Below are 21,932 nucleotides of genomic sequence, written 5' to 3'. Positions count from 1 at the left end.
TAGTTTTGACACGCTACAGATTTTTAAAATAGATAACTGAACATAAATAAACTACCGAATTTTTGAGGGGACACTTATGCATCAACTAGCAAAACCAAAACTGTCGTTCTGGCAGCTCTGGCATATGAGCTTCGGCTTTTTCGGTATTCAATTTGGCTTTGCGCTGCAAAATACCAATACCAGCCGTATTTTCTCGACGCTGGGTGCCGATATCGATAGTTTGTCGATTCTGTGGTTAGCGGCTCCGATTACCGGTTTGTTGGTGCAGCCCGTAATTGGCTATTTGAGTGATCGCACCTGGCACCCGACTTGGGGACGCCGTCGTCCATTTTTCTTTATCGGTTCTGTGTTGGCCTCCATTGCGATGTTCTTGATGCCTAATTCCAGCGCGCTTTGGATGGCGGTGTTTGTGTTGTGGCTGATGGATGCATCGATCAATGTGTCGATGGAACCGTTCCGTGCATTCGTCGGTGATAAGTTAGATGCGAGTCAGCAAACAGGTGGTTTTGCGATGCAAACTTTTTTCATCGGTTGTGGCGGTGTTGTCGCCTCTTTGCTGCCAACCATTTTTACCGACTATCTAGGTGTGAGCAATGTTCCAGTGAACGGCGCGATTCCCGATACTGTTCGCTACTCTTTCTATATTGGTGGCAGCGTATATTTTCTTGCAGTGTTATGGACAGTCTTGTTAAGTAAAGAAGACGCTCCCTCCGATATGGATGCATTTTTGGCTGAGCGTGCCGCGAACAAGGGCATGCTGCATGCGGTGAAAGAAATCTTGGGTGGCTTCTTCAAAATGCCTAAGACCATGATACAGCTTGCACTCGTTCAGTTTTTTACCTGGGTCGCGATGTTCGCGATGTGGGTTTATACGACACCTTCAGTTGCGTCTGGCGTGTTTCAATCAAGCGATGCGCAATCAAGTGCCTATCAGGACGCGGGTAATTGGGTAGGCATTATGTTCGCGATGTATGGTGGTGTTTCTGCGATTGCGGCATTCATACTGCCGATGTTAGCAAAAATGACTAGTCGTAAGTTTGTTCATTTAATGTGTTTGGTGATAGGTGGTTTTAGTTTAATCAGCATTTTTGCGATTACCAATAAACACATGTTACTACTGCCTATGGTGGGTGTTGGTATTGCTTGGGCAAGTATCTTGACGATGCCCTATGCAATTCTGGCGGGTGCTTTGCCTGCGAATAAAATGGGTTATTACTTAGGCTTGTTTAACTTTTTTGTGGTGATTCCGCAGATTGTTGCAGGTGTGGTGTTGGGCGCAATTTTGAAGCACTTCTTTGCCAATCAATCGGTCAAGGTGTTGATGTTAGGCGGCGCTTGCATGGTATTGGCGGGTGTCTTGACTTTGTTTGTAAAGGACGATGTTGAGAAAGTGATTGCAAAATAGTTCGCAAACGATCTTGTGAACCAAATTGTGAACCAAATTGTGAGCCAAATTGTGAATGCAAATCTTGGTTTGTAATCTACCGACAGTACTAATTGATTGATAGATAGGAAGTCTTCCCATGCAAAGTAAGACCTTAAATACGGCTTTGATCTGTTTGTCGCTAATGGGTTTGGGCTTGACTCAAAACACCAATGCTGCGGAGATTGGTAAAGCGAATAAGAAGCCATTTTTATGGGAAAACGCGACCGTTTATTTCTTACTGACGGATCGTTTTCATAATGCCGATAAGAAAAATGATCTGGCGTATGGTCGCCTAGCTGATGCTGCTCCCTTGCGTGGTTTTATGGGCGGCGATTTGCAAGGGGTGATTGCCAAAATTCAGGACGGCTACTTTAGTCGCTTGGGTGTGAATGCTCTATGGATTACGCCACCGGTGGAGCAAATCCATGAGGGAACCGATGAAGGCACTGGCAAGTCGTATGGTTTTCATGGGTATTGGACCAAAGACTTTACCAAAGTTGATGCGAATCTTGGCAGCGAAAAAGATTTTAAAAAACTAGTCGAGGTCGCACATCAGCATGGCATACGAATTCTGTTGGATGTGGTGATGAATCACATCGGACCAGTCACTGCGACTGATACTGTCTGGCCTGCCGACTGGGTGCGCGCTGAACCGACTTGCGATTACAAAACGGCTGATGGTGCGATCAAATGTACTTTGGTAAAAAATCTGCCCGACATCTTGACCGAGAGCGATAAGCCAGTCGATCTACCACCGCAATTAGCGCAAAAGTGGAAGCAAGAAGGGCGCTATGAACGCGAGGTAAAAGAGTTGGATGTGTATTTTGCGCGCACGGGTTTCCCACGCGCACCTCGTTACTATTTGATGAAATGGCATACTGATTGGATACGCAAATATGGCATTGATGGTTTTCGTGTTGATACGGTTAAGCATGTGGAAGCATCGGTTTGGAAAGAATTGAAGCAAGAAGCGAGTGCGGCTTTTGAAGAATGGAAAAAAGCCAATCCGAAGAAGAAGCTCAGTGATGATCCCTTCTTTATGACCGCAGAAGCTTACAACTATCCTATCAGTGATGGTTTGCAATTCAGAATGGATGGCGGTAGCCGCGTCAATTATTATGCGAACGGTTTTGATAGCATGATTAATTTCAGCTTTAGATCGGATGCACACTTAGAATACGAAACTTTGTTCAGCCGCTATGCCAATTACTTGCAGAACGATCTCAAAGGCTATTCGGTATTGAATTACATCAGTTCGCATGATGATGGTAGCCCGTTTGATCCAGCACGCCAGCGCCCATTTGAATCGGCGACTAAGTTGATGTTAACACCTGGCTCAGTACAGATTTATTATGGTGATGAAATCGCGCGTTTGTTAAATATCGCCGAAGCGCAAGGTGATGCCAAGTTGCGAGCTATGATGGACTGGTCTGTATTGCAAAAAGATAGACCACTCGCTTTACAAACCAAGCAAGTACCGCACACATATAAAGACTCGCCAACTTATCGCGATTTGCTCACACATTGGCAAAAGCTAGGCCAATTCCGTGCCGCACATGTATCTGTCGGCATGGGTGTACATCAACAACTTTCAGTCTCTCCTTACATCTTCAAACGCAGCTATCAAAAAGATGGTGTGCGTGATCATGTCGTCGTTGCGCTTGATTTACCTTTGGCAAAAACGCATACGATTACTGTTGCGCCAGTATTTCAGGATGGTGAGCGTGTAAAGGATTATTACTCTGGTCAAAGCGTGATTGTTCAATCCGGCAAAGTCGAACTTCCAGGTAAACACGCGATTATTCTTTTGGGTAAACCATGAAACAATTTCCTCGCTATTCTCGATCTGCCAATTTAATTAGCGCGGCTTTGACGCTCACTTTCAGCGTATCTGCTTACGCGCAAAATCCGCAACGTCAGGTATTGCAAGTAAAGCATAGCCCATCGCATATAAGCATCACGACCAATGATGGGCAATATCAGATTACACCGTACTCAACGGAAGTTTTTGAAACGCGCTTTATTCCTAAAGGTGAAGTGCTTACGCCATTTGATCAGCAATCGCATGCGGTGGTGGGGAAGCCGCAAAAAGTCAAAATGCAGTTTCAGGAGACTGCACAACAGATCGATTATGTGAGTTCCGGGATCTCGGTGCGCATACAAAAAGCACCGTTTCAAATCAGCTATTTTTATCAGGGTAAGTTGCTGACCTCTGAAAAACTCGGTTACGAGAAAATTGATACTGTCGAGAAAAATAAAGAGCGCATCAGCTTTAATTTAGATGCGCAGGAAGCTCTGTACGGCGCAGGTGCGCGTGCACTAGGAATGAATCGTCGTGGTCATCGCTTGCCGCTCTACAATAAGGCGCATTACGGCTACGAAGAACAATCGAGTCAAATGAACTTTGCGATTCCACTGGTGTATTCATCCAAGATGTATGGCATCCATTTTGATAATGCCGCAATCGGCACGCTCGATCTTGACAGCACCAAGGATAATTCACTCAGTTACGAAACCATAGGTGGGCGTAAGACTTATCAAATTATCGCTGGCAAGTCTTGGGCGAGTGTGGTCGCCAATTACACCCAGCTAACAGGGCGCCAGCCGCTGCCACCGCGCTGGGCGTTTGGTAATTTCGCCAGCCGCTTTGGTTATCATTCAGAGGCTGAGGCAGGTCAGGTGATCGCAAAATATCGTGCAGAACAAATTCCTGTCGATGCGATTATTTTTGATCTGTATTGGTTTGGTAAAGAAGTCAAAGGCACGATGGGCAATCTCGCCTTTGATCAAGATAATTTTAAGAATCCGAAAGGCATGATCGCGGATTTTAATCAGCAAGGTGTGAAGACCGTACTCATCACTGAGCCTTTTATATTGACGACCTCGAATCGTTGGCAAGAAGCAGTACAGGAAAACATTCTGGCAACCGATCAGGCTGGTAAGCCATTCACCTATGACTTCTATTTTGGTAATACGGGATTGATTGATCTGTTCCAACCGAAGGCTCGTGACTGGTTTTGGAATATCTATAAAGACTTGGCGCAGCAAGGTGTTGCTGGCGTGTGGGGCGATCTTGGCGAACCAGAAGTGCATCCTAGTGAGCTCCGTCATGCGAATGGTCAACTAGGTGCAGATCAAGTGCACAATATCTATGGACATGAATGGGCGAAGCTCGTCGCACAAGGCTATCAGAAAGATTTCCCAACACAACGGCCATTCATTTTGATGCGTGCAGGTTATTCTGGCTCGCAACGCTTTGGTTTGATTCCCTGGTCTGGCGATGTGAATCGCACTTGGGGTGGTCTTCGCTCGCAGCCTGAGATTGCACTGCAAATGGGGATGCAAGGTTTAGCGTATATGCATTCGGATTTAGGTGGATTTGCCGGTGCAAATCTGGATGACGAACTGTATGCACGTTGGTTGCAGTACGGTGTGTTTCAACCTATCTTCCGCCCACATGCACAAGAAGAGGTCGCATCTGAACCTATCTTCCGTGCTGCAAAGGCCAAACAGTTAGCCAAGGCTGCTATCGAATTACGTTACCGCTTGCTGCCTTACAATTACACGCTGGCATTTGAAAATCAGCAGCAGGGTTTGCCTTTGATGCGCCCGCTGTTTTTTGCTGAGCCGGAGAATGCAAAACTGCGCGCGCATTCGACATCCTATTTGTGGGGCAATGATTTCTTAGTGCAACCGATTATGCAAGCGGGGCAACAACAGGCTGAGGTGGTATTCCCTTCTGGCACGTGGATAGATTTTTACACTGGACAGGTTTATGCCGGTGGTAAGACGCATACCGTGAAAGTGCGTGAAGAGCATATTCCCGTATTTGTACGCGCTGGGGCATTTATTCCTATGGCTATGCCTATGCAAAGCACACAGTTTTATAACGAGAAAGATTTAGCACTGCATTACTATCACGACGCCGCAACTGAGCAGAGTCAGGGAACCATGTACGAGGATGATGGTCTGACAGCGCAAGCATATCAACAAGAACGCTTCCGTATTCATCATTTTTCTAGCAAGTTTCAAGCACAAGCAAACGGTCAATCTTCACTACAAATTCAACTTCGTCAGCAGAATGGACGCAAGATGAAAGCCTTAAACAAGCAGATCGCTTTGTATGTGCATAATGTGGAACAGGTACCGCAGCAAGTGACTTTGGATGGAAAAACAGTGAAATTTGACTGGGACTCTAGTCGTAAGCTGCTCACAGCACAAGTCCGCGGAAGTGCAAAATCAGCGAATTTAATTCGTGTGAATTGGTGATTAAGATGCTCTGATTTGGTGAAGTTGATGATCTGCAAAGGCGAGGGAAAAAGCTCTTGTCCTGTATGCTGCATCCTATTACACTTCGTTTTTTTGCAAGTCGCCTGTAGTCATCAATACTGAATTGGCACCATGAATCTCAAAAGTCTGGCACAAAATCTTGGCATCTCAGAAACGACCGTTAGCCGTGCTTTAAACGGCTATCCAGAAGTGAGCGCACGAACTCGTCAACGTGTTTTAGAAGCCGCTGAGCAATTTGGCTATCGTCCCAATCCAATGGCGCGTAGCTTGGCATCTGGGCGTACCAATGTGATCGGTATCATTCATGCGCTGATCGCCAACGATTTGGCTGATCCTATGTTCATGCAAATTGTCGGTGGCATGGTGGAAGCATTGGAAGGTCGCCAAATGGATTTAATCATGGCGCCTGTGTCACCGGAAAATGAGTTACGCGCTTATAAACATATGGTGAAAGAGCGTCGCGTCGATGGTTTGATTGTTGGTCGCACCAAATTGTATGACGAACGCGTCGCCTATCTGGCCAAACATGGTTTGCCTTTTGTTGCACATGGTCGTACCCGCGTTAATGAACCACATGCCTGGTTCGATTACGATAATGAAAGCGGCATGCGAGTTGCCGTTGAACATTTACTCGCCTACGGACATCAGCGTATTGCTTTAATGAGTGCGCCGTTAGAGATGAATTTTGCACGTCAGCGTTTTGATAGTTTTCAATCTGTGATGCGCGATGCTGGCTTACAGCCAAATCCCGATTATCTCAAAGATAATTCGAATGATCGACGTGGTGGTTACGCTGCCATGCAACAGTTATTGGCGAGCTCCGCGCCGCCAAGTGCAGTGATCGTCGATAACCACATGGCAGGCGTCGGCGCGATGCGTGCTCTGTTAGATGCAGGTATCGCAATTGGCAAGCAAATGTCCATCATCGTGTGGGGTAAGATGGAAGATTCTTTGGCTGGCTACAATGTCACCACGATAGAGCAGCCTAATCCTGATCTTGCTGGTAAGAAAATGGTAGAGATGCTGTTGGCGCTACAGAATGGTACGCCTCCGTCGGAGTTACAGGTCTTATGGCAACCAGTTTTGATTGCTGGTGAGACGGTGAGTTGAACCCAGATTTTCCATTACGAAGAAATTTCTTTGCACTATCAGTGCACCAATTTCTGCATAAACGCTTGCATTGTTTGTGTTCTTTCTCTCAAGTATTATGGTGAGTCTTTGTTGACACTAACATGATTTAAATTGAGGAAAAAGCATATGCGCTTAGTTGAACTCGTCCGTTGGCAGTGGGACGGCTATCATTTATATCATCGCTCACGCAAAAATCTCTTAATCCACATCGTCGCCGTGCCGCTATTTTTACTGGGTAATGTGGGTGTCGTGCTTAGTTTCGTGCAGTGGACGTCGATTGGTCTATTCTTTTCTCTTGCCTTGATGGCTTTGTCCTTGGCATTGCAAGGACGTGGTCACGCGATCGAGTCTTTACCATCGATTCCATTTTCCGGAAAACTGAATGCGATCACGCGTCTCCTATTGGAACAGTGGATTAATTTTCCGCGTTTTGTTTTGACCGGCGGGTGGTTGCGGGCATTTAAGCAATCTCAATTGGGATAATGATTTTTACTAATATTAATAATTTTTTAATTTGATAGTAATTCTGTAAAATATCTGTTTTAAATTAATTGGACATCGCAAAATGAAATTAAGCTACCTAGTTATTGGTTTGTTTGCCGTCTGTACTACTTTTTCTTCTGTGACGATGGCGCAAGACAGTCCTGAATTACGCGCGAAAGCCGCTGACCGTTATTTGAAAAGCGTGCCTATGGCGACCATGCTAGACGATGCTTTTGCATCGGTCGCCCAGCAGATGCCAGCGGATCAACGAGAGAAATTCTTGAAAGATATGCGAAGTATCGTACGTGTGGAATTTCTCGAGGCGGTGTCAAAAGAAAAAATGGTCAAGGTATTCACTGCCGAAGAGTTAAACGCCATCGCAACTTTCTACGAATCAAAAGAAGGTGCAAGTGCGATGAAGAAATTTGGCGTGTATATGGCAGAGATTATGCCGGTGATGCAAAAAGAAATGGTACAAGCGATGGCAAAGTTGCGAGACGAGAAAAAGTAAATTTTCAAAATTCGGCCTTTGTCGCGAAATATAAACCGGCAAATCGAATTAGCTGGAGATAATCTAACTGAACGTCGCTAATACAAGCAATTTACTCTGACCCATCATAGCAAATGAAATCACTACGCTTAGTGCAATATCTGCTCATCATCAGCCTAGCTTTCGCATCGAATATTGGCGCGCAAGAGCATACGAATTTGGCGTTGCAATCCCTAGCGCCCAAATCGCCAGGTGCCTCTAAAAGTGTCTCTAATACAAATGGTTTTGTCAGCCTTAATTGTGCCGTCATCCAATCAGATTTGAAAAAAATGATGTGTGCCAGTCCTGAAATTATGGCTGCTGAAAGTAAGTTGCGTGATCTCTATCAAAAGGTTGAAGTGCAAACTCGCGATCCGCAAGTTTTGTTCGGTCAACAAAAAGACTGGCGGAAGAAACTAGTCGAATGCAAGTCTGAGAAGTGCATACTTGAGCGATTCCGGTCGCAGGAGAAGATGCTTTCGACATGGATTGCCAATGAAATGAAACGACTCCAAGAAAAGGAAAATTGCCAAGGCAAAGCGTGCTGGCCTGAAGGTAGCGCCATGCATACAGCATATGTACTAAGCGAAGAATTAGATCAACTTACGCCTGCTTTGCAGTTACAGTTTGAAAAATTATTACGCTTACTATCTAACACGCAAGGCAGTAATGGCAGGCCTTATATTGAATCGCGTATCCTTTCTGGCATAGAGTTGCAACAACGCGGTTGGAAAAAATACATAGAGGATGAATGTGAGTTGGTCGGAGCCTTAACGGGTGCTGGCGGCACGTGGCCCACTACTTGGGCGCTTGACTGCCAAGTGACTCAAATGAAAAATCGCTTATTGGATGTAAAAAAAGTGACTGCTTGTATCGAAAAAATACCACGCGAAACGCGTTGGATTGATCAAGACGTCTGCATTCGAGAACTTATCACCTTAAGCAAAAATGTTAATCCATCATGACTTGAGATTTAGAATTGACGATAGGTTTTTGTAGTGCAATCTGTGCGGAGATTGATTTCGAGAGAACGAACTAATGACTAACTCCATAAATATCTATTTGCTATTCGCCGCCGCCGGCACTTTTTTTGCGGCACTTTTGCACTTTGCGTGCATCATCTGGGGAGCGCCTTTATTTCGTCTGTTAGGTGCAGGCGATGCTGTAATCGCAATGCTGAATCGTGGACATACGCAACCATTAATGATGGCTGCAATTGTCGGCGTCGCATTATTGATGTGTTCTGCGTATGCCTTGTCAGCGGCGGGGGTAATCATGCCCTTACCTCTACGGCGGGTGGTTCTGCTTGGCTTGATTATTGTGTTTATTGCGCGTGGCTTAGCATTTCCTTGGTTAAAACCATTCTTCGTCGGAAACAGTGATATGTTTTGGTGGATCAGCTCAGCGATTTGCTTGTTGCTGGCAGCGGTGCATGCGATAGGATTAAGTCAAGTATGGAGTGAGTTATCATGAGCAAGAATACAAACGAAGCTGAAAACCGTGTCACATTGTTTTTGCAAGATTTGAGCCTGACTAATTCTGCACACTATGAATTGGTACAGACAATACGTAAAAAAATCCTTAACGTGAATAAGTCTAATGATGTCGTCATCAAAGAAGAAGTGAAGTATGGTGGAATTTTATTCGCTGAAGAAGAAGCGTTTTGTGGCATCTTTGTGTATGCGAATCACGTATCTTTGGAATTTGGCGAAGGGGCGAATTTGCCTGATCAATTTGGCGTGTTAGAAGGTAAGGGAAAGTTTCGTCGACACATTAAATTGGTGACTATCGCTGATATCGAAAGCAAACATCTCATGCATTATGTGAAGCTGGCACACCAGCATTCCCTATCAACATAAATTAAATCAAAATGAATTCAACAGATAAGCTAGCGTCGGAAGTGTGTCATGTGTGTGGTACGAATGAAGATGCGGCGAAAACCATACAAAAACTCAATAGCCAATGTTTTTGTTTGAGCTTACCTGATGGCGCATTAAAGCAAGCGCTCAAAGTTGAGCTTGCTGCGCCTGAGATTTTTGATTTAATTGAGCAACGTTGTCCGCATGTATTTTCCGCTCAGCCGGTGTTTGTTTCGGCAAGCCAGCAACGCGCCATGGCAGCGGTAATTCAGGCGATAGAAACTGTGGTGGCGATGCCGGCATTTCGCGAAAAGATTTTGCGCGATGCGCCAGCAATTGCACAGCATGAAAATCAGGCGGTGAAAGGGGTTTTCTTTGGTTACGATTTTCATGTGCATGATGAAAAAATCGGCTTGATTGAGGTGAATACGAATGCTGGTGGTGCCATGCTAAACGCGGTGCTAGCGCGGTCTCAGCGGGCTTGTTGTGCGGTAATGGACGATATTGTGCATGACCATTCAACCGTGCAGGCATTTGAGCAAGACATTATCAAGATGTTTCGCCAAGAGTGGGCGCTGGGGCAAAGTGAGCACGCCACCAAATTGTCACCTGAACTGAGCACCATTGCGATCGTCGATGATGCACCAACAGAGCAATATTTGTATCCTGAATTTTTACTTTTTCAGCAGCTATTTTCACGATTTGGTATCCATGCAGTGATTACTGCACCAGAAGATTTGAGTTGGCGCGATGGTGGTTTATGGCATGGCCATTGCAAGATTGATTTAGTGTATAACCGACTGACAGATTTCTATTTAGAACATTCCAACACGAACGCATTAAGACAAGCTTATCTCGCTGATGCCATCGTATTAACGCCAAATCCACAAGCGCATGCATTATTTGCCGATAAACGTAATTTGGTGATCTGGACCGATCCACAGCAATTGCAAGCATTGGGTGTGAGTACAGAAGTGCAAGCGTGTTTGTTAGCGAATATTCCTGGTACTGAAATTGTAAAGCCTGATCAAGCCGAACGATTGTGGGCTAAGCGCCGACATTTATTCTTTAAGCCGAATGCGGGTTATGGTGGTCGCGCAACTTATCGCGGTGATAAATTAACTAAGCGCGTCTGGGAAGAAATTCTGGCTGGTGATTACATCGCGCAAAGCATTATTACGCCAGGCGAACGGATTTCAGGATCGCCCGAATTGCCAGCGCAAATGAAATTTGATATTCGCCAATACACTTATAACGGGCAAGTGCAGTGGACCGCAGCACGCTTGTATCAGGGGCAGACGACTAACTTTCGCACGCCGGGTGGTGGCTTCGCACCGGTGTATACCATTAGTGATAAAGATTTGACCGATAATCCGCAAAAAATGCACGCAATCCTTTGCTAACTTTGGATGCTTATCAAACCAAAGGTTCAGGATAAGCAACGCCATAGCCCTGTGCGTAATCAATTCCCATCACTCGCAGTTGATCGATGATTTCCTGATTTTCAGCAAACTCGGCTATGGTTTTTAGTCCCATCACGTGACCGATTTTATTGATGGCATCGACCATCGCGGCGTCAACAGTATCGCTAATAATATCTTTGACAAAGCAACCGTCAATTTTTAAGAAATCAACCGGTAAATGTTTGAGATAAGCGAATGAGGACATGCCGCTACCAAAATCATCTAAGGCGAAGTAGCAGCCTTTTTCTTTTAAGCTGAGGATAAACGCACGGGCGTTTAGCAGGTTGGCGATCGCTGCGGTTTCGGTGATTTCAAAACAGATACTTTCAGGCCTAGCACCACTGATCGCAAGTTGCTCGTAGATGTAATTTAAAGTTTTCTCATCATTCAAACTGCCGCCCGAGAGGTTGATAGAGAACAAGGCGTTCTCAGGTGTTTCTAATTGGGCGATATGGGCAAATGCATGTCGTATCACCCAGCGATCAATTTCGGGCATTAAACCATAGCGTTCTGCCGCGGGAATAAATGCCATAGGTGGAATCACCTTACCCTCGGCATTAATTAGTCGCAGCAGTATTTCTACATGTGCCTGCACTTGCTCATCCGCCGATGGATTTAATGACACTATTTTCTGTGCGTACAATACCATGCGATTTTCTGCTAAAGCGCTGCAAATCTTGGTATACCAATCTAACTCGCCATGCCGTTTGGTGATGGCATTATCTTCGGGTTGATAGATATGAATGCGATTGCGACCAAGATCTTTAGCGGTGTAGCAAGCGGAATCCGCAAAACGCAAGATTTCATTAACGCCCTGACGTTCGGCTTCTTGTCCACCAAAACTGACCAGTCCGATACTGACACTAATAGGAAAAGTTTTACCGTCCCAACTGAAATGGAAGTCGCCGATGATATTGCGTAATTTTTCCGAAATTTGTAAGGCAACATACGGTGGACAAGTTTCCAGTAGCACGCCAAATTCGTCACCGCCAAGGCGCGCCAAGGTGTCGTTTGCGCGTAATGCCAAGCGTAAGAGCCCCGTAATTTGACGTAGTAATTCATCACCCGCATTATGACCACAGGTGTCGTTGACGATCTTAAATTGGTCGAGATCAAGATAGGCGAGCGCATGTTGTTGTTGATGCAGGATGCTGCCTTGAACCGCTTTCTGTAAGCGCTTTTCAAATTCGCGGCGATTGACTAAATCAGTGAGTTCATCATGCGTGGCTTGATAGGTCATTTCATCTGCCAGACGTTTAGTTTCGCTAACATCATGAAATACGACTACTGCGCCAATAATTTGCTCATTGCGGTCTAACATTGGTGCGGTTGAGTCTTCAATCGAAAACTTCGTGCCATTGCGATTGACCAGAACACTCTTATGCGCCATGCCCGTCACTTGACCAGTTCTCAGCGTCGCCTCTATCGGAGAAATGGTCGATTCCTGCGTTTCTTCGTCTATGAGCGTTAAGACTTTTGCGACGGGAACTCCCATTGCTTCAATACATGACCAGCCAGTTTTTCTTTCAGCGACTGGATTAAGGTAAGTGACATTGCCGGAATGGTCTGTGGTGATGACACCATCACCGATAGAATTGAGTGTGACTTCCAGACGTTGTTTTTCCTTGTACAGTTCTGCTGCATGTACTTCTAAATCACGCTTGGCGCTTTCCATTTTTGCGTAAGCGACCGCCAGCAGATTTTCGCTCATCTTTAAACGGGTTTCGACTTGATGTCGTTCCAGTGCCATCTGTATCGTGGCATGTAATTCCCGCTCTGAAAATGGTTTGACCAAATAGCCGTAAGGCTTGCTGGCTTTAGCTCGTTGTAAGGTGCTTTCCTCGGAATAGGCGGTCAGAAAAATAACGGGTAAATCAATTTTGGCTGCGGTGTCGATGCCATCGATGTCGCCAGAAATATTGATGTCCATCAGCACGATATGCGGCAAGGTTTCTTGTATCGCTTTGATAGTCTGTTCGCAACTGGCGGCGACACGCGGCACATCATAGCCAAGGCGAATCAGGCGTCGTTGCAGATCAAGTGCTACGATGCTCTCGTCTTCGACGATTAGTACACGTGTTAGCATGGTGATGTCCTCACTTAGTGTCTGCTGAGTGTTGGTCTAGTGCTCTGTCAGCGGAAAGCTTAATACAAACTCTGTCGGATGCTGGCGTTGTATGCGCAATACACCGTTTAATTGTTGCGAGAGCAGGTTGACCAGTCGCAAGCCCAAAGTCTCGACTTCATCTAAATTTAAATGGTCTGGGATACCGTTGCCATCATCGCTAATACGCAATTGAATTTCTTTGTTGTCGTTGGCCGACAAAGAAACGCTGATTTTGCCTTCGTTACGCTCTGTAAACGCATGCTTGAGTGCATTCGTAATTAATTCATTGATCAGTAAGCCACAAGGAATTGCCGAGTTGATTGGCAGATAAACTTCATCGACATTCACCGCCAACGTGATATTTTTTCCTGATACTGAATAGGAATTCACCAGCGTCGGAATCAGCGCTTCTAAGAAGTCAGCGAAATCAACGCGGGCAAAATTATTGGATTGATACAGTGTTTGATGGATCAGTGCCATCGATTGAATCCGGTTCTGGCTATCCATCAACATATTTCTGACCGCTTCGTCATTGATCAGTGAGGATTGCAGACTGAGTAAGCTATGCACCACTTGCAAATTGTTTTTGACTCTGTGATGAATTTCACCAAGTAAGACGTCTTTCTCAGTGAGCGCTTCTTGAATTCGTAACTCTTTTTGTTTGCGATCTGAAATGTCAACGATAGACGATAACACCATCATGCCATCTTCGGTCTCGATAGGATTGAGACCGATTTCGATAGGGAACTCGCTACCATCTTTGCGACGACCGAATAAATCGCGACCAGCACCCATAGGACGTGACTGCAAGTCGCCGAAAAATTGGTGGCGCTTGCCTGGGTGTTCATGTCTAAACCGTTCAGGTACCAAAATTTCGATTAACTGACCAAGTAATTCTGCACGGGTGTAATGGAATAGCAGCTCGGCTTGGGTATTGACCATTTCTATCCTGCCTTGCGAATTCACCATGACCATTGCATTTGGTGCAGATTCGACCACACGACGAAAGCGTTCTTCCAGGCGTTTGCGTTCGGAGATATCGACGATGGAAGATAGAACCATCATACCTTCATCCGTTTCAATTGGATTGAGGCCAATCTCGATAGGGAATTCACTGCCGTCTTTGCGTCTGCCAAACAAATCTCGCCCAGCTCCCATTGGTCGTGATTGCGGTGCATGCAAAAACATATCGCGTTTTACTGGATGTCCGTGGCGAAAACGTTCTGGTACCAGGATCTCTATTTTTTGTCCCAACATCTCTGCACGACTATAGTTGAAGAGCCGTTCGGCCTGCGTATTCACCATTTCAATACAGCCATGATGATTGACCATTACCATCGCATTCGGCGCCGATTCAACTACGCGTCGAAAGCGCTCATCTATGCGGCGTCGTTCACTCAAATCTTTGATGATTTGGCTATAGCCAATTAATGTTCCATCGGTTTGAAATAAAGCGGTGATCAACACATTCGCCCAGAACTCAGAACCATCTTGTCTGCGTAACCAAGTGTCAACCTCGTAATGCCCATGCTGGGCGACATGGTTTAATAGTGAAGGCGAAAAGTGATTGTTCAATATCTCTTCGGAATACAGCGATAACATGGGCTGCGCTAAAACTTGCTCCTGAGAATAGCCCAAAATCTGTCTTGCACCAGCATTCCAACTTTGGATATGACCAGCTGGATCGAGCATGATGATCGCATAATCTGCGATGCCATCGACTAACAAGCGATAGCGATCATCGACTGCCTTGTGCTGCTCCTCATCTTGCTCGATGCGATCTGTCATGATGCCACCTTCGTGAAGTTTGCATCTTATGCTAGCACGATTTATGCCTTCTATATCCTTGAGGCAAGATTCTTCGATTAAAACGGACTAAAAAATGTGCAAGTCTTTTATGAATAGCAATAATTTTTTTGCTTGTCCGTAGCGCCTGATTTTTCGGTGCATTTTTCGAGTTATTTTTTACGTGTAAATCTTATTTTTACATGTCAGTTACAGGATGGGGCGTAGTGGTAATAATTGCATCAGCCAAACCTGAAATCGTTTGGAAGTTGACACATATTGGTCGGGATTATCAACTTGCGCGTTCCAACTATTGCCGGGCTTGAGATCTTGTTCAATTGCCTGTGCAAGTTGTTTGGATAATTCTTGATTGCGAATGATCACACCGACTTCGGTGTTCAAGTTTTCTGATCGTGGATCAAAATTAAATGTGCCTATGTAGGCGATTTTGTTGTCGATTACCATGGATTTGGCATGCAAGCTAAACACAGCGGGCTTGTATTTGTCGATGACTGGGGAATTGAGTAGCTTGCCACGACTTTCTGCATCTGGCCGAAATTCAAATATTCTCACGCCCATTTTTAATAATTCTTTGCGTTGATTACGATAGCCGCTGAATGCCTGTAAATTATCCGTAGAGGCTAAAGAATTGGTATTGATGGTGATCTTGACGCCACGTTGCAAACTGCTCTTGATCATCGCGATGGCTCTGTCGGATAACACCAGATAGGGAGACTGTATCAATATTTCTTGTTGTGCCTGATTGACCAGCGTCGCTAAAGCGCGGGTACTGTCACCACCGCCTTGTAAATCCGTAAGGCGATTTTTTCCTGGAATATCGTGAATGAACTCCACATCAGTCCAGACGATCTCTTTTGACAAGCGCTCGAAAGATTCAGGAATACTACGTATCGCTTGCTTGAGGGCGGGCTCAAAATTGCTGTCGAGATTTGCATAGGCATGTAATTGCTCATAGATTCCTGCAACTTCTTGATTGCTGATTTCTGTCGATGCCCGCATGAAACGATGTTCGGCAAAGATGGTTTCAACAGGAACACTCAAGGGGTGTTGCCAGAAGTTATTGAAGTTGCCGCTGACTTTTGTCACGGCATTGCCAAGTATCAGCACATCTCTGTCGCGAAAATTCGCTTCATGGTGAAAGTTAAAGTATTCACTCGCCATATTTCGACCGCCGGTAATCGCGACCACACCATCGACGACAAAGGTCTTATCGTGCATGCGTTGATTTGCCGATTTAAAATCCGCGATGATATTCCATAAGCGCTTGCCAATATTTGTGCCGACCTGATGTTTAGGATTGTAGATACGGATTTCCACATTTGGGTGTTTGGCTAATGCCAGCAAGGTTTTATCTTCTGCCTCGATTAATAAATCGTCGACAATCACCCGTACTTTCACCCCACGATTGGCGGCACGGATTAAAGCCTCAGAGGCGAGTGTGCCGATATTGTCATTACTCCAGATGAAGTATTGCACCTCGATACTGGTCGTCGCATGATCGGCAAGCCAGGCGCGAGCAAGCAGGGCTTCAAATCCATTTTCTAAAATATAAGCACCCGTTTTTTGCGGATGTTCTGCGGTGACCGACGCTATATAGTTAGGCAATGACCAAGATTGCGCATTCTTTTTGTCCGCTGACAGAAATTCAAAACTTGCTTGAAGATTGCCTTCACTTGTGGTTGGCATTGGCACGCTGTCATAGACCGTGCGTGATGTGGGAAATGGTCGGTCTAAATAAGTAAATAGACAGAGTAAGAACAGAATCGCGATACTGAGTTTGAGTTTATTTGCAGGGCGCATAGCCAGATAGGGAGTAGATTCGCATAAGCGTACTTTTCCATTTTACAAGCAAACGTCCTCCACATGCCCTGGACTGCGGATAAATTTCCGCGACTAGTATCGTATTGAGACACCTTTTTTACGAAGGCATGAAACTATTAATCGCAATGTGGCAATAAGTGAAAAAGGATTTCAAACTCTCGCTTAGTCAAATTCTTAAGATCAAATACTCGAATCTGACCAGAAAATATTTGATTGCTATTCCAGTATATTCAATTTAAATTGCCATTGTTTTAAATCTCACCGAAAGGGTAAAGATGAACCAGCAAATTGCTAGTGATACCAGCAACCCATTTGTTTTACAAGCACCAGAACTGATTACGCCTGTGAGTGAACAAGTCGCAAAAACAGCAGCGCCATTAACAGACGAGCTCAAAACAGCGGTCGAAGAACAAGTAGAGCGGTTTATGCAAGCTTTGTTAACTGAAGATGTGCAAAGCGCTGAATTTAAAACGCGGCTTGATAGCGCGTTCGCTTTAGGACGTGAAGAGATTTCCATTGCTTCGGCTCTGATGCAGGGGAGATTGATGCAAGCGAATTTTATGGGAATGGAAGATAGTTCTGCTTACCAAGCGATTCAAGAAATGCGTACGCATTTGGATCAGCTTAATCCTGGTAAAGAAGGCGACTTGTTTCAACCAAAGAAATTATTGGGACTGATCCCATATGGGAATAAATTGCAAAGCTATTTCCGTAAATATCAAGGTGCAGCAGGGCAATTGCAAAAAAGTATGCAGCAATTATATGCAGCACGTGACGATATGCAACGTGATGTACTCGATATCGAGGCGACTCGTTTGAAGCTATGGGAGGCAATGCAAAAGCTCAATAGCGCCATGCATTTTGCAGAGACATTGGATCGTCGTTTGCAGGAACGTGTGCAGTCCTTAAGAATGACAGATGCAGCACGTGCACAAGCTTTGGAGCAAGAAGTGCTGTTTTATGCGCGTCAAAATTTGCAAGATATGTTGACCCAACAAGCGGTCTGTACTAACGGCTATCTCGCGCTAGACGTATTGAAGAAAACCGGACGCGAGATGATGAATGGATGCAGTCGTGTCGCGACAACAGGCATGAGTGCGCTAGCCGTTGCACAAACGCTTGCCAGAGCGACAGGAAATCAAATCAAAGTGATGGATGCGCTGAGTGGCATTAACAGCACGATAGAAAATCTGATCGCCGAAACGGGGCGTCAATTAAATCAACATACCGATAAGGTAGGGCAGTTTGCGCAAAATCCTATGTTGGGAATTGATAAATTGAAAGAGATGTTTGAGCAAACTTTTAAAGCCATGGATGCCATGGACACTTTCCGTTCTAAGGCGATTGAAGTGATGGGACAAAATAATCATGTCCTACAACAGCAATTGCAAAAGGCAGAGCACTATCTCGATAAGCATCGTCAACAGCAAGTACGCGAAGCAACGCGGGTAGAATTATCTGGTCCGGTTGCTTTGTAGTGCAATAATGTAAGAAGCTTGGGATTCGTAATAATCTTAGGACTTACGCAAAACAGACGCCGGCGTTGTTGGTTCGCCTCGCCCCCTGCCTTCGCAGGGGCAGGCCAAGCAACCGTACTGTCTTCGGCTTCCCGCCTAGCCAGCGCAATTTTGCGTAGGTCCTAAATCTGAATTGAATTAAGTTAAATTAAATTAAGTTAAGTTAAACTTAGTTCCTTGTTTCTAACTCAAACGCAATACGCTCGAAAAAGGGGAAATAACTATGGCAACACAATACATCATGCATCGTGACAGTAATGCTTGGCGCTTGCAGGTTTGGCTTTCATTCGGTATCGCCGTTGTCGCGTGTGCGACGGGCACAATTCAATTGCCAGGCCAAGAACTAGACCGCGCTTTCGTCGCACTGGGTTTGTTTTTTAGCCTATTTGCATGCTTTGCCGTCGCCAAAATGATACGCGATAATCGCGATGGACAAGTTGATACAGCATCATGGGTGATGACGGTGTGGGTCGCTTTTGCCGCAGCGATTTTATTGACTGCCTGGGGACTCTGGCGTATGAATATACCAGCAGCGGAAAAAAACTACATGCTTGTGAGCTGGCTATTTTTGATTAGTACCACTTTTACGTTGGCAAAAACGATTCGTGATGCACATGAAGCGGATTTGATGGCGCGTGCTGATGTGACGACGAACGAAGTACAAGCTTCTTAATTGACTGAGCCAGTAATGAACGACTAAGTTGACTTTTCATTGTCGACTTTTCATTTCTAAAAAACGCTGCTGACGCACTAATTGCTCAGCAGCGTTTTTTGTTAGCAGCTGTTCTCTTTGATCGATTTCTGTATGTAAGAGCTGTAATTGATTAAGTAGTAAATCCAATGCCGTTTGTTCATTTTGTACAGTGTGTGTCGAACGCGCCTGCGCTGGCACGCGCAAATAGCTTTCAAGGCTATCTGGAAGATATCGTTGCAAACATTCGTTCAAATAAAAGCGATCATCAAAGCTGAGTTCACCGATATCGTTCGCGTTGGTAACAAGTTGATGGATACGCACAAATTGAGCTTTGATCGCCTGCAAGAGCGTTTTCAACTCATCAAATTTCGCTTGAAGCGGAAGATCATTTTTTAAGTTTGTTGGCTCATGCTGCTCTTCGTAGAACGCAGCGATTGCGCGATCAAATGCGCTCAAGCTTTGGAATGCAAATAGATGTGAAGTATCTGTCTGCACAGATAGGTGCTGCGATCCCTTGTGTCGCGAAATCCCATACCAGACACCAAACACCAGTAACACCAAACCACTTACACCAGCGAGGAAAGTAGATCGCTGAATTGCTGCCAACAAAATTCCGAATGCGGAACTGGTCAGTATTAAAAGCTGGAAAATTTGTTTGAAATTATATTGCCTTGCACTGGTCGGAGCAGTCCGTATCTGAATTTGATCAAACAGTGGCAAGCCAAGTGCGTGCTTTGCTTTGATCGCTGCAAGTTGACGTTTCACCGCAGGGTTGAGATCTTGTTTTACATTTGATGGCACGCGTGTCGTCCGGCGATTGAGTGGTCGACTTGATGAAACAAAGCGAGGATCAGAACGAGGATCAGAAGGTTGCATAAGGACACGATGACAAAAGAACTTGCGTGCATGATAGCACCGAACTATAGGCATTTTCATCCTTACTTTTTCTGCCGAATAGAAAAAATCTAATCAGTATGTTCGCAGTTATTCAACTCGACAAGGATATAAGCACGACTGATTGCTACTGGTAGCCAAAGTGCCAGACGCGCATAAATCATATCGACATCGTATCGACATCTGTTTGCTAACTGTGCGATCAGGTCTTCGAGGAAAATCGATGATGGATGGGCTTCTTTCAGGACTTGCAAAAAATCATACTGCCATTGCTCAATCGGATCGGTGGTAACACGATAATTGCAGCGGCTTATCGCAAGGTAAATGCGACGACAGTCCTCGCTGTTTTGTTCAATGCTATTTTGATTGAACCAGTGAAGCAAGCTTGCTTGCGCTGTCATCACGCTACAGACATCAGGCGATGTCAGAGAGATTCTTTTTAATTGTGGAAGATGATGATAATCAGGTTCAAGCAGCGTCAATCCCTCTGTGCCTTTGGCACGTAAAGCTGATACCCGCATGCGTTCTGCTCTTGCGATTTCTATAGGTAGTAAATAAATCATCTGATCCGCTTCATCGAGCGAACTGAGATCGGGGCAAGTTTGTTGGAGGTAATCCGCAAAGTGTTCGCCTAGATCAAATAAGCTATAGGAATTTGGTGGAAATGCCTTGAGATATTCTGTTGCAAAGTGATGGAATAATGGATCACCTAAATGTTGTCGCAAGATGGGAAAATCGGCTCGCAGACAATCGAGTAGACGTGCGGTAAATGCGAGTTGATAAATTGCCAGCGCTTGCGTGGGATTTAAATAGCTATTGGGGCGTAATAACTGATGCGTTTGAATATTTTCAGATGTCTTTTTGTCTGAATCAGCATGCATAAGTTCAGCTTGCATAAACTTAGCCTCAGGTGTGCCAGTGATATGCGCTAGCATTTGTTGCTGCAAGTGTTTGATACTCAGACGCATAGATTCGCTGCCAGCAATGGATCGGTGTTGAACTCCTTGCTGAATGACTGTTCAGCAGATTCGGTTGATGTTGTCGATGATAATTGTTGTCGCGCTTTTGCCAGCTCATTCATCAGCGTTGCAAAATCAGGAATGTTCGCATCCCATTCCAATAAAGTGCTGACTAAACCAGTCCTTTGAATCAGTTCAGTGTATAGCTGCCAGACGATATCGGGCACTGGACTATCATGTGTATCAATGATGTGGGTGCCGCAATGACGAGGGCCAGCGAGATGGATTTGTACGATGTGTTTTGGTGTGATATTTTGAATGTAGTCACGTGGGTCGAAACCTAAATTGAATGCAGAAACATAGACATTATTGATATCTAAGAGTATCCCCGCGCCAGTTGCGTCGCACAGCGCATTCAGATAATTCCATTCGGAGATATCGGATTCCAAGTAATGTAGATAACTACTCGGGTTCTCTAAAATCAAACGTCTTCCTAAATAGTCTTGCACCTGATGAACCCTTGAGATCAGGTAATCTAAACTGGTTTGATGTAAAGGCATTGGTAATAGATCATGGCTATTGATGCTGCCGATACCAGTCCAACATAAATGATCGGATATCCAAACCGGTGAAAACTCTTCACATAAATTTTTAAGTTTATCTAGGTAGGCAAAGTTGAGTGGCTCACTGCTACCAATAGAGAGTGAAACGCCGTGAAAAACCAATGGATAAATCGCTGCAATACGGCGCAGCATCTGACGTGTGTGACCATGATCATCCATTAGGTTTTCTGTGATCACTTCTAACCAATCGGGCGCATAGTGCCCATTAATTTTTTGCCCTGCTTGATATTGCAGTACATCTTGAAAATGACAATGGCGTAATCCTATCCCATACCCAAGATTGGGCATGGGAGTGGCGTAGGAGTTCAGCTTTTCCGATGATTTCTTATC

The 21,932-nt window shown here is 45.1% G+C and carries 18 protein-coding genes; 12 read left to right on the top strand and 6 right to left on the bottom strand.

Features of this window, described 5'->3' with window-relative positions; all coding sequences use genetic code 11:
* Nucleotides 1-76 precede the first annotated feature (76 nt).
* The 10 genes from H8K33_RS08025 to H8K33_RS07980 all read left to right on the top strand — a co-directional run bounded on the left by H8K33_RS08025 (nt 77) and on the right by H8K33_RS07980 (nt 11,121).
* On the top strand, nt 77-1,405 hold the full coding sequence (locus H8K33_RS08025; protein ID WP_246443400.1) for an MFS transporter: 1,329 nt from the start codon (nt 77-79) through the stop codon (nt 1,403-1,405).
* A 118-nt stretch (nt 1,406-1,523) separates the two neighbouring features.
* Nucleotides 1,524-3,248, top strand: a complete 1,725-nt coding sequence (locus H8K33_RS08020) for an alpha-amylase family glycosyl hydrolase (RefSeq protein WP_186890445.1) — start codon at nt 1,524-1,526, stop codon at nt 3,246-3,248.
* A complete protein-coding gene (locus tag H8K33_RS08015; RefSeq protein WP_186890444.1) occupies nt 3,245-5,695 on the top strand; it encodes a glycoside hydrolase family 31 protein in 2,451 nt (816 codons plus the stop codon). Before H8K33_RS08020 ends, H8K33_RS08015 begins: the two co-directional genes overlap by 4 nt.
* Before the next feature lie 132 nt (nt 5,696-5,827).
* Entirely contained in the window at nt 5,828-6,826 is a 999-nt protein-coding gene (locus H8K33_RS08010; RefSeq protein WP_186890443.1) for a substrate-binding domain-containing protein, read from the top strand.
* Nucleotides 6,827-6,973: 147 nt separating this feature from the next.
* Nucleotides 6,974-7,330, top strand: coding sequence for a terminase (locus tag H8K33_RS08005; protein ID WP_186890442.1), 357 nt, complete (start codon nt 6,974-6,976; stop codon nt 7,328-7,330).
* A gap of 82 nt (nt 7,331-7,412) precedes the next feature.
* Entirely contained in the window at nt 7,413-7,841 is a 429-nt protein-coding gene (locus tag H8K33_RS08000) for a DUF2059 domain-containing protein (protein ID WP_222613337.1), read from the top strand.
* 113 nt (nt 7,842-7,954) lie between these two features.
* Nucleotides 7,955-8,824, top strand: a complete 870-nt coding sequence (locus H8K33_RS07995; protein ID WP_186890441.1) for a lysozyme inhibitor LprI family protein — start codon at nt 7,955-7,957, stop codon at nt 8,822-8,824.
* A 73-nt stretch (nt 8,825-8,897) separates the two neighbouring features.
* The gene (locus tag H8K33_RS07990; RefSeq protein WP_186890440.1) at nt 8,898-9,332 is read left to right on the top strand and encodes a hypothetical protein; all 435 of its coding nucleotides are present in this window, start codon (nt 8,898-8,900) and stop codon (nt 9,330-9,332) included.
* Nucleotides 9,329-9,718, top strand: a complete 390-nt coding sequence (locus tag H8K33_RS07985; RefSeq protein ID WP_186890439.1) for a DUF1801 domain-containing protein — start codon at nt 9,329-9,331, stop codon at nt 9,716-9,718. Before H8K33_RS07990 ends, H8K33_RS07985 begins: the two co-directional genes overlap by 4 nt.
* 11 nt (nt 9,719-9,729) lie before the next feature.
* Nucleotides 9,730-11,121 (top strand): ATP-grasp domain-containing protein, encoded by a 1,392-nt coding sequence (locus H8K33_RS07980; RefSeq protein WP_246443398.1) that lies wholly within the window; start codon nt 9,730-9,732, stop codon nt 11,119-11,121.
* Nucleotides 11,122-11,134: 13 nt separating this feature from the next.
* On the opposite strand, the gene H8K33_RS07975 is transcribed toward H8K33_RS07980, so the two are convergent.
* From H8K33_RS07975 to H8K33_RS07965, 3 genes are all read right to left on the bottom strand, one after another.
* A complete protein-coding gene (locus H8K33_RS07975) occupies nt 11,135-13,267 on the bottom strand; it encodes an EAL domain-containing protein (protein ID WP_186890438.1) in 2,133 nt (710 codons plus the stop codon).
* A 36-nt stretch (nt 13,268-13,303) separates the two neighbouring features.
* Nucleotides 13,304-15,076 (bottom strand): PAS domain S-box protein, encoded by a 1,773-nt coding sequence (locus H8K33_RS07970; RefSeq protein WP_186890437.1) that lies wholly within the window; start codon nt 15,074-15,076, stop codon nt 13,304-13,306.
* 207 nt (nt 15,077-15,283) lie between these two features.
* On the bottom strand, nt 15,284-16,894 hold the full coding sequence (locus H8K33_RS07965) for a phospholipase D-like domain-containing protein (RefSeq protein WP_186890436.1): 1,611 nt from the start codon (nt 16,892-16,894) through the stop codon (nt 15,284-15,286).
* 296 nt (nt 16,895-17,190) lie between these two features.
* Here H8K33_RS07965 and H8K33_RS07960 point away from each other — a divergent pair, with 296 nt between their 5' ends.
* On the top strand, nt 17,191-18,393 hold the full coding sequence (locus H8K33_RS07960; RefSeq protein WP_186890435.1) for a toxic anion resistance protein: 1,203 nt from the start codon (nt 17,191-17,193) through the stop codon (nt 18,391-18,393).
* 262 nt (nt 18,394-18,655) lie between these two features.
* On the top strand, nt 18,656-19,105 hold the full coding sequence (locus H8K33_RS07955) for a YiaA/YiaB family inner membrane protein (protein WP_186890434.1): 450 nt from the start codon (nt 18,656-18,658) through the stop codon (nt 19,103-19,105).
* A 36-nt stretch (nt 19,106-19,141) separates the two neighbouring features.
* Here H8K33_RS07955 and H8K33_RS07950 read toward each other — a convergent pair whose 3' ends face one another.
* From H8K33_RS07950 to bufB, 3 genes are all read right to left on the bottom strand, one after another.
* The gene (locus H8K33_RS07950) at nt 19,142-20,002 is read right to left on the bottom strand and encodes a hypothetical protein (RefSeq protein ID WP_186890433.1); all 861 of its coding nucleotides are present in this window, start codon (nt 20,000-20,002) and stop codon (nt 19,142-19,144) included.
* Nucleotides 20,003-20,091: 89 nt separating this feature from the next.
* A complete protein-coding gene (locus H8K33_RS07945) occupies nt 20,092-20,988 on the bottom strand; it encodes an HvfC/BufC N-terminal domain-containing protein (protein ID WP_186890432.1) in 897 nt (298 codons plus the stop codon).
* Nucleotides 20,979-21,890, bottom strand: a complete 912-nt coding sequence (bufB, locus tag H8K33_RS07940) for an MNIO family bufferin maturase (protein ID WP_186890431.1) — start codon at nt 21,888-21,890, stop codon at nt 20,979-20,981. The genes H8K33_RS07945 and bufB overlap by 10 nt, the downstream gene beginning before the upstream one ends.
* Between the last annotated feature and the right edge of the window lie 42 nt (nt 21,891-21,932).

Source organism: Affinundibacterium amnicola, from assembly GCF_014284275.1.
Taxonomy (GTDB): domain Bacteria; phylum Pseudomonadota; class Gammaproteobacteria; order Burkholderiales; family Burkholderiaceae_D; genus Undibacterium; species Undibacterium amnicola.
This window is presented reverse-complemented; position numbering and strand designations above follow the sequence as displayed.

Coding starts and splice junctions, on each gene's coding strand:
- H8K33_RS07995 (WP_186890441.1), top strand. CDS start 7,955: ATGAAATCACTACGCTTAGTGCAATATCTGCTCATCATCAGCCTAGCT.
- H8K33_RS08010 (WP_186890443.1), top strand. CDS start 5,828: ATGAATCTCAAAAGTCTGGCACAAAATCTTGGCATCTCAGAAACGACC.
- H8K33_RS08000 (WP_222613337.1), top strand. CDS start 7,413: ATGAAATTAAGCTACCTAGTTATTGGTTTGTTTGCCGTCTGTACTACT.
- H8K33_RS08015 (WP_186890444.1), top strand. CDS start 3,245: ATGAAACAATTTCCTCGCTATTCTCGATCTGCCAATTTAATTAGCGCG.
- H8K33_RS07980 (WP_246443398.1), top strand. CDS start 9,730: ATGAATTCAACAGATAAGCTAGCGTCGGAAGTGTGTCATGTGTGTGGT.
- H8K33_RS07990 (WP_186890440.1), top strand. CDS start 8,898: ATGACTAACTCCATAAATATCTATTTGCTATTCGCCGCCGCCGGCACT.
- H8K33_RS07960 (WP_186890435.1), top strand. CDS start 17,191: ATGAACCAGCAAATTGCTAGTGATACCAGCAACCCATTTGTTTTACAA.
- H8K33_RS08025 (WP_246443400.1), top strand. CDS start 77: ATGCATCAACTAGCAAAACCAAAACTGTCGTTCTGGCAGCTCTGGCAT.
- H8K33_RS07955 (WP_186890434.1), top strand. CDS start 18,656: ATGGCAACACAATACATCATGCATCGTGACAGTAATGCTTGGCGCTTG.
- H8K33_RS08005 (WP_186890442.1), top strand. CDS start 6,974: ATGCGCTTAGTTGAACTCGTCCGTTGGCAGTGGGACGGCTATCATTTA.
- H8K33_RS07985 (WP_186890439.1), top strand. CDS start 9,329: ATGAGCAAGAATACAAACGAAGCTGAAAACCGTGTCACATTGTTTTTG.
- H8K33_RS08020 (WP_186890445.1), top strand. CDS start 1,524: ATGCAAAGTAAGACCTTAAATACGGCTTTGATCTGTTTGTCGCTAATG.
- H8K33_RS07945 (WP_186890432.1), bottom strand. CDS start 20,988: ATGCGTCTGAGTATCAAACACTTGCAGCAACAAATGCTAGCGCATATC.
- H8K33_RS07965 (WP_186890436.1), bottom strand. CDS start 16,894: ATGCGCCCTGCAAATAAACTCAAACTCAGTATCGCGATTCTGTTCTTA.
- bufB (WP_186890431.1), bottom strand. CDS start 21,890: ATGCCCAATCTTGGGTATGGGATAGGATTACGCCATTGTCATTTTCAA.
- H8K33_RS07950 (WP_186890433.1), bottom strand. CDS start 20,002: ATGCAACCTTCTGATCCTCGTTCTGATCCTCGCTTTGTTTCATCAAGT.
- H8K33_RS07975 (WP_186890438.1), bottom strand. CDS start 13,267: ATGCTAACACGTGTACTAATCGTCGAAGACGAGAGCATCGTAGCACTT.
- H8K33_RS07970 (WP_186890437.1), bottom strand. CDS start 15,076: ATGACAGATCGCATCGAGCAAGATGAGGAGCAGCACAAGGCAGTCGAT.